This window comes from Nitrospira sp. CR1.1, from assembly GCA_014055465.1.
Taxonomy (GTDB): Bacteria; Nitrospirota; Nitrospiria; order Nitrospirales; family Nitrospiraceae; genus Nitrospira_A.
This window is the reverse complement of record WIAF01000006.1, coordinates 75,296-88,991: the sequence shown is the minus strand read 5'-3', so window position 1 is coordinate 88,991 and position 13,696 is coordinate 75,296. Positions and strand designations below refer to the sequence as shown.

Sequence of the window (13,696 nt, the reverse complement as noted above, 5' to 3'; positions counted from 1 at the left end):
CTTCCTGTGGCGAGCCAATAAAAAAGGGAAGGCTGCGGAGCCTTCCCTTTTGAACCCTGTCGCTCCAGTCGATCGTTACCGCTTCGAGTATTGGAAGCGCTTTCTGGCGCCCTTCTGACCGTACTTCTTACGTTCCTTCACGCGAGAATCACGGGTCAGGAGCCCTTCCTTCTTGATGGGACCCCGGAAAGCTGCGCTCATGATGACCAGCGCTTTCGAGATGGCGTGGCGGAGAGCTCCGGCCTGGCCAGCTGGGCCACCACCATAGACGGTGGCGCGGACGGAATATTTGCCCGCGACGCCGGCCAACTCAAACGGAAATTGAATCACATTCCGCAGCGTCGGGCGTGGAAACGCTTTTTCCAGCGGCTTCTCGTTGATGACGATGTCACCAGCGGCGGCGGTGACCCATGCGCGCGCGATCGCGCTTTTTCTCTTTCCGGTTGCGTACTGCGTCATTGCTGCCATATCAGGCGGTCTCCTTCACTGATCGAATTCGAGGAATAAAAATCACAACGAGAGTGATTCCAGTTTTTGCGCTTGATGCGGGTGCGTTGCGCCGGCGTACACGCGCAACTTCTTCGCCATGTGGTTGCCGAGCGGGTTCTTGGGCAACATGCCCTCGATGGCTTTCGTCAGCAGTTTGGTCGGATCTTTTCGGTGAACATGCTCTGCCGTGAGCGTCTTCAATCCGCCAGGAAATCCGCTGTGAGTCGAGTAGGTCTTATTCTCCATTTTGTTGCCGGTGAGGACGACCTTCTCCGCGTTGACAATGACGACATGATCCCCGGTGTCGACATGGGGAGTAAAGGTCGGCTTATGTTTGCCTCGCAGCAGAGTGGCGACTTTTGCCGCAAGGCGGCCAAGCGTCTTTCCCTCGGCGTCTACGAGGTACCATTTTCGTTGCACATTGGCGGGCTTCTCGAGATACGTTTTTGTCATGGTCTCCATCTACTCCTGCACGAAAGGATTCTGAAAGGATTCTGCATGTGAGGGATCAGGCCTCACGCCTGTTGGGTTTCGGTATTGTTGGCGTCCTGTTTATTGATCCAGGCGTCTAAGTGCACCGCTGTACGGCGGTTGAGTACATCCTGTGTCGCATAAATCGGGCACCCTGCGCGAAGCGCCAGGGCAATGGCGTCGCTCGGTCTGGCATCCAAGGTTCGATGGAGTCCCTTAGAGGCAAATGCGATGCTCGCATAGTACGTACTGCTCTTCACATCCGTAATCACGACCCGTTCGATTCGCACGCCGAGGTGATCCGCAAAGCTCCGAATGAGGTCGTGGCTCATGGGCCTGGGCGTTACGACATGTTCCATAGCAAGCCGAATGGCATTGCCTTCTGCGGACCCTACCCAGATCGGCAAAGTCACGCTTGCATCCTCATTTTTCAGGACGACGATGCGGGTGTCGGTGTTCCCGTCGTCCAGTACTTGCTTGACGGACAGTGCGACCAATTCCGAAGCGTCATTTGGTGGTGCGGCGGTATCCATAGGCTAGCTATCTAGTTTGCCGAAGTCTTCAGGCTTGAGATTTTCAAGCCACTGTTCAAGCTCTTCGGACGACTGTTTCTTGATGACCTTCTCGCTGGCAAAGATCGGTGCGCTGGTTCGAAGGGCCAGGGCGATCGCATCGCTGGGGCGAGAGTCAACGGTATATTCAGAGTCTTCGTACATCAGGTGAATCGTGGCAAAGTACGTGTTGTCATTCAGATCTGTGATCACCACGCTGATGATCTTGGCATCAAACGTTTCTAAGAATGACTTCATCAAATCGTGGGTCATCGGGCGCGGCGCGGTGACGCTCTCGAGCGCAAGGCCAATGGCGCTCGCTTCTGATTTTCCCACCCAGATCGGGAGCATATCTGAATTTTCTTCGTCCCGCAGCACCACGATGTAGGCGTTGTTATAGGGGTCGAAGATGAGCCCCTTGACCCGCATTTGTGTAATCACGGCGGGAGTATCCTTCCCGATGTCTGCCAAAAACCTTAAGAAGCAGGGCACTCTATCACTTCTGAAAACAGAGTGTCAATGAATCCGGTGTCGTGATGGAGCAGGGAGGGTAGCCGCGGTGTGAAGCATGTATTTTTGTTTCGTCCGCCGAGATAAAGTGAAATAGAGAGGGCACATTGGCCCGTACGCCTCGCACGTCATGCGGGCGACGGGCTGTCTCCGCTGAGGTTTATGTGCCGGCTGGCCGAAAATTCTGGTCCAGTTTTGACGTATCGGTTTGTTCGCCCAGCTTTAGGAACGCCTTCATCTGTTTTTTGACCAGTTCACGGCCGCTTTCATCGCCGAGGTTCACCTGATACTCATTGATGACCATGACCCGCATGCCTTCCCACTTCTTCCAGCAGGGCTTGCAGACCTTCGCCTTAATTTCAGCTTCAAGTTTTCCCAGAAACAACATATCAGTGATTGCTTCCCCTGCCTGACCGCAGGTGACACACTGCACATCCGCCATGGTTGCCTCCCTAAAATCTACAAGTTCCGATGAACATTGAAAAGCGCACTATTCTAGCATCCGTATCTCTCAGAAAAAAGGTAGGTCACCCAGATTGACGGGCCTTCAGGTTCATGCTAAAAATGCGTCCCCTCAAAATTTGAGGTTCGAGAGCTGAATGTCGCATCACGAGACAGGTGCCCGGATGGCGGAACTGGCAGACGCGCCGGACTCAAAATCCGGTTCTCGCAAGAGAGTGGGAGTTCGACCCTCCCTCTGGGCACCAAATTATACTGTAGCCGCAACTCAATACACGACGCCCTCCGCGTATTTCCTATATCATGCAACAATGGCATACATGAATGCAGACGGAGTGCGAATGAATTGGGCTGTGCCAGTTGCGACGACACCATATAGTGGATGTCACAGCCGAAAACCTCTTGACATGATGTGGGGGTTGGCCTATAGTTCGCCCGAATTTGCTATGGAATACTTATGACTCGGTTAGTTTATTGTCGTCCATCATCAATCTCTTACCAATTCCATCTCACTAAGGAGGCAGCACATGCGTAACGTGTTGGCACTTGGAGCTGCGGTGCTTTTTATCAGCTCCGTTGGTGTTGCAGGCGCTCAGGAGCGTTTGCCACAGTCCTCGTCAGGATCAGGGTTCGGTGTCGGCACCGGAGTCGGGGATGTGTCGGGTAACTCTGGCCGTACGGCAGCATTTGACCGGACCGCGTTCATGGAGCGTCTGTCTCAGGCGGAAACGGTTTTCGGGCGCGTGCTGGCCATCGATATCCCGGGTGGAAAGCTTCACCTGGAGACTGGTGGTAGTTCTCATGATGAAGGCCGCGCCGGAACCGGTGCAATGTCTTCGCTCACTCTGTACATTGACGAGAAGACCAATCTTGACCAGATCCGCGCCTTGAATGCTGGTGATGACATTTCGGTGCAGGTCATGGAGCCAGTCAATCAACGGGCCGAACAGGGTGTATACGGGACTGGTCGTAAGCTGGTGCGAGAAGTGTATCTATTCCGCGGCAACGAGAAATTGGCAGGATTCGGTGGCCTCGGCCAACGTCCGGCCCCTTCCACCGAGCGTGGAATCGAGACGTCTTCCGGCACCGTTACCGGCGGATTGGTTGGTGGAGTATTTCCCGGAACGGTCACGACGGGTGTGGTGACTACCAGCGTCGGTGAATTTACCGGGCAGGCACCATGCTGGAACTGCGAACCTCAGCCAGGATGGGGTTATCAGACCGTGGCCCCGGAAACCAAAGTTCAAAACAAGTCTGACTATGGTACCGATGGTGCCAAGCCAAACTTACAGAAGGGTTTGACCAACTAAGAATTCACGCCATGTAATTTGGCTAGTTTCACGAGCGGGGTGCTTCGTAAGAGGCACCCCGCTTTCTTTTTCTGTCACGCTTTTTTTGAGTCACCATTGTAACCGCAGGAATTGCTTGGTACCATCAACCTATCACTTCCCTTGAGAGCTTGAATGTCCGACTCATCAGTACATGATCGCACCCCCGATGAAGAATTGGATCTTCGGGGGGTCATTTGTCCTTACAATTTCGTAAAGACGAAGCTCAAGCTTGAAAGCATGGCTCCCGGACAATTGCTCCTCGTTCACCTGGATGATGGCGACCCCATTCGCAATGTGCCTCGCAGTGTCAGCGATGATGGGCACGATGTGGTCTCGCAGGAGCGTGCCGAGCAGTCTTTTCGTGTTGTGATACGAAAGCGTCCCGACGAATAAGTCGTCACGCCGGTCCTTTTCCTGTATTCCCTTTCAATCCCTCCACAATTAGCGTGACCCGTGCTGCAGTGTCACGAAATGAATGTCTGGCCAGGACAGTTTGGACTCGTCCCCTGACGACTTTCTGTGTGGCTTGTGTGAGGTCCAGCGCTACCACCACTCGTCGATTGCCGAATGTAGAGGAGATGAGGGAGAGAAGATGGGGAAGGGTTTGCGCGGGAGGCAGAAAGATCATGGTGCGGGGCTCGGCTCGCAACGACTGAAGGCGATGCGTCACGGTGCGCAGCCCACCCGACCAGCGCCCCTCGAAGAGAAAAGCATCTCCGTCCATGCCACACAGCGCAGCTGCCGCAACAACCGCAGAGGTTCCCGGAATCACTTCGATAGGGATGTGTTCCTTGGATGCCGCTGAAATCAGCACCCTGCCGGGATCGTAGATCGCAGGCATTCCGCAGTCCGAAACCAATGCCATGTGGAGTCCTTGTCTGAGTCGATCCAGCAGAACTCGCGCTTTCTCAGCAGCATTGTTCCGATCATAGGTGGTCACGACGGCATGAATGCCGTGATGCGAAAGCAACGCTTGGGTAGACTGGGGATTTTTGGCGGCAATCAAATCGACTTGCCGAAGCGTTGAAATGGCCCGAACGGTGAGATCATCCGGATGCCCGATTGGTACGCCCACGATGAACAACTTCCCTGGTCCAGTGCCGGATTGAGCGCGCTTTCCTTGACTCTGTTCTGGTCGCATCGATATAATTTCCAATTCCCGAAAAAAGTGGCTTTGCGCTGAAATGTTGCGAGGATAGGGGCAGTATGTCGTCGGTTTTTTTCATGCTCACGATGGGCCTGTATTTCGTGAGCACGGTGTGCTACCTGGCCTATTTGCTCCGGCGGGCTGAAACCCTTTCAAAGGTCTCGCTTGGCATTACGGCTGCCGGCTTTGCCACCCACACCGTTGCGCTGGTTGCCCGGATGGCTGACTCCGGCCAGGCTCAGCTGCCGACATTTCACGAAGCCCTCTCATTTTTTTCTTGGATGCTGATTCTGGTCTTCCTTGCTGTAGAATTTCGGCGGCAGCTCCATGTGCTCGGCTCCTTCATCGTACCACTGGCGCTGGTTTCCCTGGTCACCGCTGCGGCGTTTCGTTCGGATGGAGCGTCCAGCCTTCAACCCGTCTTCAAAACGCTGTGGGTGCATGTGACCCTCAGTATGCTGGGAACTGTGGGTTTTGCCGTCGCGTTCGTCGCGGGGGTGATGTATCTCATTCAGGATGGTCTTCTCAAGTCAAAGCGCTTCAATGTGCTCTACGCGAAACTGCCCGCCCTGGACTATCTTGATCATCTGAATCAGCAATCGATCGTGATGGGGTTTCCCCTCCTGACCCTCGGCATCATCAGCGGCGCATTTTCGGCGGAGATTGTTCGGGGATCGTACGTGAACTGGAACCCTGAGCAAACCTGGGCCATGGTGACGTGGGGCTTCTACTTCGCCGTGCTGGTCGGGCGGTTGACCATCGGATGGCGGGCTAAACGAGCCGCGTATCTCACCATCATCGGATTTGCGGGCGTCATTCTGACCCTGATCGGCGTCGTGCTGAAAAGTCACGGTTCGGTGTCCTGATGCATGTCATTGTTGTTGGGCTGAGCCATAAGACCGCCCCTGTCGAGATTCGTGAGAAACTCGCCGTTCCTGAAAGTCGCCTCCGTGAAGCGCTCAGTCGTCTCTGTACGTATCCAGGTGTGCGCGAGGGGCTCTTGCTCTCCACGTGTAACCGCGTCGAAGTCTATGCCGTCGTCGAAGATTTGGAAAGCGGCTATGGGCGTGTGCAGGAATTTCTGGCTGATACCCATCTGTCTCTTTCCTCGGACCATCTGACCCCGCACCTCTATTGGCATGCCGGCGATCGTGCCATTGGCCATCTCTTCCGCGTGGCGTCAAGCCTCGATTCTATGATTGTCGGTGAATCGCAAATTCTCGGACAAATCAAGGATGCGTTCGAAGTGGCCTTGACGCACAAGGCCTCCGGGTTGTTGCTCAACAAGATCGTCAAGAAGGCCATTTCGGTCGCCAAACGCGTGCGTACCGAAACCAAAATTGCCGAGACCGCCGTGTCCGTGAGTTACGCGGCCGTCGAATTAGCCAAGAAGATCTTTTCGAACTTGACCGAGAAGACTGTCCTGTTGATCGGGGCAGGGGAGATGGCGAAGTTGGCTGCCCGTCATCTGATTGCCAACGGGGTACGCCAGGTGAGGATCACCACCAGGAATTTCCAACATGGGTTGGAGTTGGCTCAGAAGTTTAACGGCACCGCCGTGCCATTCGAGGACTACAAAACGGAACTGGCCGGAGCGGATATCGTCCTCGTGTCTACCGGAGCGTCACATTATCTGGTCACGGCCGAGGATGTGCAGCGGGCAATGCGGCAACGGATGAGTCGCCCGATGTTTTTGATCGATATCTCGGTGCCGCGCAACATTGATCCTGCCGTGAGGCCGATCGACGACGCGTTCCTCTTCGACATTGACGACCTGCACATGCGGGTCGAGCAGAACCGGGAAGACCGGTTGCGGGAAGCGGCGAAAGCCGAGCAGATGGTGGTGGAAGAAGTCAGCGTGCTCGGACAGTGGCTGCAGTCGTTGGAAGTGACGCCGACCATTGTCGCCTTGCGCGGCCGGACCGAAGAAATCAAGCGGCGCGAGGTCGATAAGGTTCTTGCGCGGTTGGCGCATCTGTCCTCGGAGGATCGGGCCGCTGTCGAATCGCTGGCGTCGGCCATTGTGAATAAAATGGTGCATGGCACGATGGTGACGTTGAAAGCCGAGGCCACGTCTTCCAGCGGGGCGGCCTATGTCGACGCGGCCCGCCGGTTTTTTAGCCTGGAGGATACGCCTGCGGCCTACCCGCCCGCGCCGACGGATGTTCAGGATGTACCGGAAGAGAGCGGAGCGGGGAACGGCGCCACTCGATTTTCGGAGCCGTCATTGGTACAGCATACAACGAAGGAGCAAGGCCGGCGGGTGAGTTGATCCGTCTCGCCGGTGATTCCCATGAGTAGATTATCCGTCACAGACAACTGCGTATTCATGGCCGACCGATTCGATTGTGGGTTGCGATGAGTCGCGCGCTTATTCTCGGGACACGCGGCAGTAAATTGGCTGTGCACCAGAGTGAGTGGGTTCGAGCGCGCCTCCAGGAACTGGTCCCCGGTCTCACCGTCACCTTGAAGCGCATCCAAACTTCCGGCGACAAAATCCTCGATGTGCCGCTGGCGAAAATCGGCGGCAAGGGGCTGTTCGTCAAAGAAATCGAGGATGCCCTCCTGAGCGGGGAGATTGACCTGGCCGTCCACAGCATGAAGGATGTCCCGACGGCATTACCGGATGGCCTGGATATTCTCTGCGTGCCTCCTCGTGAAGATGCGCGCGATGCGCTGATCACGCGGGATGGCCGCCGATTGGATGAGTTGAAGACCGGAGCCCGCATCGGAACCAGCAGCCTGCGGCGGCAAGCCCAGTTGCTGCATCATCGTCCCGATTTTGTAATCGAGATGCTGCGCGGCAATTTGGACACTCGCTTGAGGAAATTACGCGAGGGACAATTTGATGCCATCGTGTTGGCTGCTGCAGGCTTGCGGCGCTTGGGGTGGGATGCAGAAATCACGGAATACTTGCCGGTGGAGCTCAGCCTGCCTGCCATCGCTCAGGGAGCGCTGGGCATCGAGGCGCGCCGCAACGACAACGTCGTGCGCGAGGTGCTCACCCGTTTCGAAGATCGCCCCACCCGTATCACCGTGACAGCCGAGCGCGCCTTGCTGCACCGGCTCGAAGGAGGGTGTCAGGTTCCCATCGCCGCCCATGCTCAATTGGATGGCGAGAGTCTGACGCTGGATGGCCTGGTAGCCAGCGTTGACGGCCGGCGAATGATCCGGCAGCGCATTCAAGGCCTGGCCACAGACGCGCACCGGCTTGGAACCACGCTTGCGGAACGGTTGTTGTCGGCTGGTGGCGATGTGATTCTCAAGGAGATCTACGGGCGAGCGTGATGGTGGTGACGACGCGCAAAGGAACCGTCTATTTGGTCGGCGCCGGTCCCGGTGATCCGAAGCTGCTGACATTGCGCGGCAAGGAGTGTCTGGAGCAGGCCGATGTCGTCCTGTACGATTACCTCGCGAACGAAGCGCTGTTGCAACACGTCTCCCCAGCGGCTGAACGACTGTACGTCGGCCGGCGGGGTCGCGGTCACTATCGTGATCAATCAGAGATCAATCGCCTCTTGATCGACCATGCCCGGGCCGGAAAATGTGTGGTGAGGCTGAAAGGCGGCGATCCGTTCGTGTTCGGGCGGGGTGGGGAAGAGGCGGAGGCCGTGGCAGCCGCTGGGTTGGACTACGAAGTGGTGCCGGGTGTGACCGCAGCCGTGGCGGCTCCCGCCTATGCGGGTATTCCCGTCACGCATCGGACGCTGGCATCGACCGTGACCTTCATCACTGGCCATGAAGATCCCGCGAAAGAGCACAGCAGTATCGAATGGACTCGCTTGGCGACCGTGCACGGTACGTTGGTCTTTCTCATGGGCATGACCAACTTGCCGAAGATTGTGCAATGCCTCCGGGCCGAGGGGAAAGCGGGCACGACGCCTGTGGCCGTCATTCGTTGGGGGACGCGTGTGTCGCAGCGGACGGTCGTGGGCACTTTAGAGGATATCGTGGAGAAGGCGGCGGCGGCCCGGATGGAACCACCGACCGTGATCGTGGTGGGAGAAGTCGTACGCTTGCGCGCGCAGTTGAACTGGTTCGAGCAACGTCCGTTGTTCGGTAAACGGATTCTTGTCACGAGACCGAAGCGCCAGGCCGCCGAATTTTCCGATTTGATCCAGGCTCAGGGCGGGGAGGCCGTGGAATGCCCGACCATCGAAATTGCGCCGGCTGAAGACCGGGCCCCTCTGGATGCCGCTCTTGCGCGGCTGTCTAGCTACAAATGGTTAATCTTCACCAGTGTGAACGGCGTAGATCCCTTCATGACTCGCTTGCTCGAGACGCAGCGCGATGTCCGCGCCTTGGCCGGTCTCACCATTTGCTGTATCGGACCACGCACCGCGGAGGCGCTGGCCGCGTATGGCTTGCGCGCAGATATCATTCCGGAACAATTTCAGGCCGAGGGCATTCTTGAGTCATTGGCCGGGCGGCAGCTCCGCGGAGCGAAAGTGCTGATTCCCCGTGCGTTGGTGGCTCGGGAACTGCTTCCGGAGCAGTTGCGCGCGCAGGGAGCGGACGTCGATGTGGTGCCGGTCTATCGCACCATTTCTCCTGCTGTGGCGCTGGATCGCCTTGCCGGGCAGCTCGAGGCCGGTGAGATTGATGTGATTTCGTTTACCAGTTCATCGACGGTGCGAAACTTTGCGGGGTTGTTTTCCTCGAAGGATGAATTGTTGCGACTGGTCGGGAAGACGACGGTCGCCTGCATCGGCCCCATCACGGCGGGGACCGCCCGGGAAGCCGGTCTGACGGTTCACGTCATGGCGGCGGAGAATACCATTCCTGCGCTGGCGGAAGCCATTGTCCGGCATGTTGAGCATCAGCTCGACCGCCGGCCCGCGTCGGCGGCGAATCGATGATCGTGTGGAGTTGATCGGCAAGAAGGTGGTCCTTAATAGAGAGGAGGAGGTGGCATGGTTCCAGTCAAGTCATTCATGGTTCCGAAAGATAAGTTCATCACCGTGGAGCGTGATGTGGATGTGCGCACTGCTGGCCGCGTCATGCGGGATCGCAACATCGGCAGTCTGTTTGTCACCAACGGCAAGGATGTCATCGGCATTATTACGGACACGGATATGGTTCGGAGGGTCGTGGCGACCGGGGCCGATATGACCAAGACGACGGTTGAACAGATCATGTCCGCGCCGCTCGTCACGATCGAGGAACATAAGACGCTGTTGGACGCCAATGACCTGATGGCCCAAACGCATCTTCGCCATCTCGGGGTGACGAAGGACGGGCAACTGGTCGGCATGATTTCAGTCCGCGATTTGGTGGTGTTTCTCACCAACTTGCCGAGGAAGTAAGCGCATGGCCTTTCCGGTGCAGCGCATGCGTCGAATGCGGGAAACGGAGCCGCTTCGGCGAATGGTTCGGGAAACGAGCCTGACCCCGAACGACTTCATCTATCCGGTGTTTGTCACGGAAGGACAGGGACGGCGCGAACCGATCAGCTCGATGCCGGGACAATTTCGTCTCTCCATTGATCTTCTGATTCAGGAAGCCCTGGAGGTCAAGGCGGTGGGTATTCCTGCCGTGATCCTCTTCGGCATTCCGGATCGGAAAGACGAACGGGGCAGTTCGGGATTCGACCCTGATGGAATCGTGCAACGCGCCATTCGCGCCGTGAAGAAACAGGTTCCCGAGTTGGTCGTGATTACCGATGTCTGCATCGACGAGTACACGAGTCATGGACATTGCGGCATCGTGCGAGACGGAACCATCGTCAACGACGAGACGCTGGATTGTCTAACGGCCATGGCGAAGACCCATGCGGAGGCGGGCGCCGATATGGTCGCCCCGTCAGACATGATGGATGGACGGGTGGCCGCCATCCGTGACGAACTGGACCGGGCCGGTTTCGCCGACCTCCCGATCATGGCGTATGCCGCGAAATTCGCGTCCTGCTTTTATGCCCCGTTTCGCGATGCCGCCAATTCCAGCCCGCAGTTTGGCGACCGGCAGTCGTATCAAATGGATCCGGCCAACAAGCGCGAGGCGTTACGGGAAATTGACCTGGATGTCGAAGAGGGCGCGGATATCATCATGGTGAAGCCGGCCATGCCCTATCTGGATGTCATCAGCGCGGCGCGTGAGCGGACGCTTTTGCCCATCGCCGCGTATCAGGTGAGCGGCGAATACAGCATGATCAAAGCGGCTGCGCAGGCGGGATGGCTGGACGAGCGTCGAGCCATGATGGAGTCGCTGCTATCGATCAAACGCGCTGGCGCCGAGATCATCTTGACCTATTTTGCCAAAGAAGCTGCCGCTGTGCTTCAGTCACGACACGCATGAAAGTTTCGCGCGGTCTCACTCCATCCGTCGCACGGCCCTATTCGGTGGTGACCATCGGTAATTTCGATGGTCATCATCACGGCCATCGAGCCCTGTTGGATCTCGTGGTGTCGACTGCTCGGCGCGAGGCCGGCACAGCCCTGGTGCTCACATTTGATCCGCATCCGGTCAAGATTCTCGCTCCTCAGGTCAATCTGATGTTTCTGACGTCGCCGGAAGAAAAACTGGCCCGCTTCGAGGCTGCCGGCATCGATGAAGTGGTGTTTCTCGAATTCACGCCCGCGTTTGCCGGGTTGAGTCCCGCGCAGTTTGCGAAACAGGTGCTGTGCGACGGAATCGGGACGCGGGAGCTGTTCGTCGGAGAGCATTTTGCCTTCGGGAAGGGGCGGGTCGGTCGTATTGCGGATCTGCTTGAGCTTGGGGCGCAGCTCGGGTTTCGAGTTCATCCGACGCCGCCCGTGACGATCGACGGCGAGGTGGTGAGCTCGACACGGATTCGCCAGATGATTCAAGCGGGTGATCTGCACAAAGCCATTCGTTTTCTGGGGAGGCCCTATCGCATCGAAGGAACGGTAATCACCGGCGCTCATCGCGGGACGGAGCTCGGATGGCCGACAGCCAATCTTCGACTGCCTCAGGGACGGGTCATTCCGCCGGATGGCGTGTACGCAGCGAGGGTGCTGTGGCGAGGGCGTGCCTTGGACTCGGTCGCCTACATCGGCACCAGGCCTACCTTTGAGGCCGGAGAACGATTACTTGAGGTCTCTATCTTGGACGAACGGCTGGATCTCTATGGCGAAACAATTCGTGTTGAGTTGCTGGGATTTGTTCGCGAGGACCGGGTGTTCGCCTCTGCCGAGGCATTGACCAGACAGATTGAGTTAGACGTGGATAGAGCCCGCGCGCAGTTGCGTGAGGCGTCCGTAGAGACGGTCTCACCCCTCCATTCCCAGTCATGAGCGATGGCAGGTTCTCTCGCAGCAGGACATCATCCGCTTCATCACCAGGTCGTCCGTGCTCTCCGCGCGCGTGCGTTACTCCAACCGGGACAGTCTATCCTGGTGGCCGTTTCCGGGGGGCCGGATTCTGTGGCCTTGCTCTCCGTTCTCCATCGTCTCGCCCCGGCCTGGAATTTTTCACTCACGGTCGTCCATTGTAACTATGGATTACGGAGTGCGGAGTCTGACGGGGATGCCTCGTTTGTCGCCGCTCTCTGCCGCCGCCTCAACCTTCCTTGTCTCATCAGGTCTCTCCAGATTTCCTCTCGCCAGGCGGGTCTTTCGAGCTCATTGCAGGCGCGCGCCCGGGAGTTGCGCTACCGGCTGTTCCGTGACCTCAGCGCCGAACTCGGCGCGGATCGTGTCGCCCTTGGGCATACGGCGGATGATCAGGCTGAAACTGTGCTATTGCGATTGTTGCGCGGGGCCGGTTTGCGCGGCCTGGCCGGCATGCCGCATAGCCGCGGGCAGCTCTTCGTGCGCCCGCTCCTGACTGTCACTCGTGGCCAGATCCTGTCGTATCTGAAAACGATGGGGTTGTCCTTTCGGACCGATTCCAGCAACGCGACATCCGTCTATCTTCGTAATCGTGTCCGGCATGAACTGCTTCCCGTGATGGAGTCCCTGGCCCCTGCAACGGTCCGGCTGCTGGCACGACAGGCTGACATTGTGCGCGAAGACGACCGGCTATTGGACCGGTTGGCAGCGCGGCGTCTGGCGCGGGCGACGCAGAGTCGGGACTCGACAACGATCAACCTTGATCGGGCGGCCTTGCTGAAACAGCCGGTGGCCTTGCAGCGCCGTATGCTGAGACAGGCGGTGCAGGCCCTCTCGTCATCGGCCGCCGGACTGCGTGGCGATGTGGTGCTCTCGATGGTAGCCTCCCTGGCCAGCAGGCGCTCAGGCGGTGTGTGGAAGGTAGGCTCTCTAGTGATGACGTCCGAACAGCGACAAGTACGGATCACGACGGACACGTCTCACCCGCGGACAGAGGCTGACCCTCAGCCGGCATCTATGATATCTGCCCCTGCTGTCACGTGGTCCACTTTGCCGTGCACTGTACCATGGCCGCCGACAGGGGCCTTGATTCGCATCCATGTGGTCACGCGCAAACGGGGGCTGGCGCTGCTGGAAAAGCCTTCTTCGACCGTTGCGATTTTGGATGCTGGGCGACTGTTGTTGCCATTGACGGTCCGATCGTGGCGCCCGGGTGATTATTTTTTTCCTGTCGGGATGGGCGGTCGACGAAAGAAATTGCAAGATTACTTCACAGATGCAAAACTGGGTCGGTCTATGCGAGAACACATACCACTGCTGCTGTCTCGAGAGAACATCGCCTGGATCGTGGGGCAACGGATCGATGCCCGATTCGCGGCGACTGCTTCGACGACCCGATTTATTCTGGCTCGTGTCACGCATCCCGTGCGCCGGAAAGGAGTCTTGTAG

The 13,696-nt window shown here is 57.8% G+C and carries 16 protein-coding genes and 1 tRNA gene; 11 read left to right on the top strand and 6 right to left on the bottom strand.

What is annotated here, in order from left to right:
* Window positions 1-75: 75 nt before the first annotated feature.
* The 5 genes from rpsI to GDA65_12115 form a co-directional block, all read right to left on the bottom strand.
* Window positions 76-468 (bottom strand): 30S ribosomal protein S9, encoded by a 393-nt coding sequence (gene rpsI, locus GDA65_12135; GenBank protein ID MBA5863442.1) that lies wholly within the window; start codon window positions 466-468, stop codon window positions 76-78.
* 42 nt (window positions 469-510) lie between these two features.
* Window positions 511-942 carry a 50S ribosomal protein L13 gene (gene rplM / locus GDA65_12130; protein ID MBA5863441.1) on the bottom strand — a complete coding sequence of 144 codons (432 nt, stop codon included), beginning with the start codon at window positions 940-942 and terminating at the stop codon, window positions 511-513.
* 62 nt (window positions 943-1,004) lie between these two features.
* Window positions 1,005-1,493, bottom strand: coding sequence for a bifunctional nuclease family protein (locus tag GDA65_12125; GenBank protein ID MBA5863440.1), 489 nt, complete (start codon window positions 1,491-1,493; stop codon window positions 1,005-1,007).
* Between the two features lie 3 nt (window positions 1,494-1,496).
* A complete protein-coding gene (locus GDA65_12120) occupies window positions 1,497-1,952 on the bottom strand; it encodes a bifunctional nuclease family protein (GenBank protein ID MBA5863439.1) in 456 nt (151 codons plus the stop codon).
* Between the two features lie 229 nt (window positions 1,953-2,181).
* A complete protein-coding gene (locus tag GDA65_12115; protein ID MBA5863438.1) occupies window positions 2,182-2,463 on the bottom strand; it encodes a Fe-S cluster protector protein in 282 nt (93 codons plus the stop codon).
* A gap of 178 nt (window positions 2,464-2,641) precedes the next feature.
* Here GDA65_12115 and GDA65_12110 point away from each other — a divergent pair.
* From GDA65_12110 to GDA65_12100, 3 genes are all read left to right on the top strand, one after another.
* Window positions 2,642-2,728 (top strand) — tRNA-Leu (locus tag GDA65_12110).
* Between the two features lie 279 nt (window positions 2,729-3,007).
* Window positions 3,008-3,790 carry a hypothetical protein gene (locus GDA65_12105; protein ID MBA5863437.1) on the top strand — a complete coding sequence of 261 codons (783 nt, stop codon included), beginning with the start codon at window positions 3,008-3,010 and terminating at the stop codon, window positions 3,788-3,790.
* Window positions 3,791-3,943: 153 nt separating this feature from the next.
* Window positions 3,944-4,204 carry a sulfurtransferase TusA family protein gene (locus GDA65_12100; protein ID MBA5863436.1) on the top strand — a complete coding sequence of 87 codons (261 nt, stop codon included), beginning with the start codon at window positions 3,944-3,946 and terminating at the stop codon, window positions 4,202-4,204.
* A 4-nt stretch (window positions 4,205-4,208) separates the two neighbouring features.
* Here the strand turns inward: GDA65_12100 and GDA65_12095 are convergent, their stop codons facing one another.
* Window positions 4,209-4,952 (bottom strand): 16S rRNA (cytidine(1402)-2'-O)-methyltransferase, encoded by a 744-nt coding sequence (locus tag GDA65_12095; GenBank protein MBA5863435.1) that lies wholly within the window; start codon window positions 4,950-4,952, stop codon window positions 4,209-4,211.
* Between the two features lie 65 nt (window positions 4,953-5,017).
* Here GDA65_12095 and GDA65_12090 point away from each other — a divergent pair, with 65 nt between their 5' ends.
* The 8 genes from GDA65_12090 (at window position 5,018) to tilS (ending at window position 13,696) form a co-directional block, all read left to right on the top strand.
* Window positions 5,018-5,824, top strand: coding sequence for a c-type cytochrome biogenesis protein CcsB (locus GDA65_12090; protein ID MBA5863434.1), 807 nt, complete (start codon window positions 5,018-5,020; stop codon window positions 5,822-5,824).
* A complete protein-coding gene (locus GDA65_12085) occupies window positions 5,824-7,230 on the top strand; it encodes a glutamyl-tRNA reductase (protein ID MBA5863433.1) in 1,407 nt (468 codons plus the stop codon). The genes GDA65_12090 and GDA65_12085 overlap by 1 nt, the downstream gene beginning before the upstream one ends.
* Window positions 7,231-7,316: 86 nt before the next feature.
* Window positions 7,317-8,246, top strand: coding sequence for a hydroxymethylbilane synthase (gene hemC, locus GDA65_12080; GenBank protein ID MBA5863432.1), 930 nt, complete (start codon window positions 7,317-7,319; stop codon window positions 8,244-8,246).
* Between the two features lie 5 nt (window positions 8,247-8,251).
* On the top strand, window positions 8,252-9,817 hold the full coding sequence (gene cobA / locus GDA65_12075) for a uroporphyrinogen-III C-methyltransferase (protein ID MBA5863431.1): 1,566 nt from the start codon (window positions 8,252-8,254) through the stop codon (window positions 9,815-9,817).
* 54 nt (window positions 9,818-9,871) lie between these two features.
* Complete coding sequence (locus GDA65_12070; GenBank protein MBA5863430.1) at window positions 9,872-10,264, top strand: CBS domain-containing protein; 393 nt, start codon at window positions 9,872-9,874, stop codon at window positions 10,262-10,264.
* A gap of 4 nt (window positions 10,265-10,268) precedes the next feature.
* Window positions 10,269-11,252: a porphobilinogen synthase gene (gene hemB, locus GDA65_12065; protein ID MBA5863429.1), complete on the top strand. Its 984-nt coding sequence runs from the start codon at window positions 10,269-10,271 to the stop codon at window positions 11,250-11,252.
* Window positions 11,129-12,211 carry a bifunctional riboflavin kinase/FAD synthetase gene (locus tag GDA65_12060; protein MBA5863428.1) on the top strand — a complete coding sequence of 361 codons (1,083 nt, stop codon included), beginning with the start codon at window positions 11,129-11,131 and terminating at the stop codon, window positions 12,209-12,211. Before hemB ends, GDA65_12060 begins: the two co-directional genes overlap by 124 nt.
* Window positions 12,212-12,214: 3 nt before the next feature.
* Entirely contained in the window at window positions 12,215-13,696 is a 1,482-nt protein-coding gene (gene tilS, locus GDA65_12055) for a tRNA lysidine(34) synthetase TilS (GenBank protein MBA5863427.1), read from the top strand.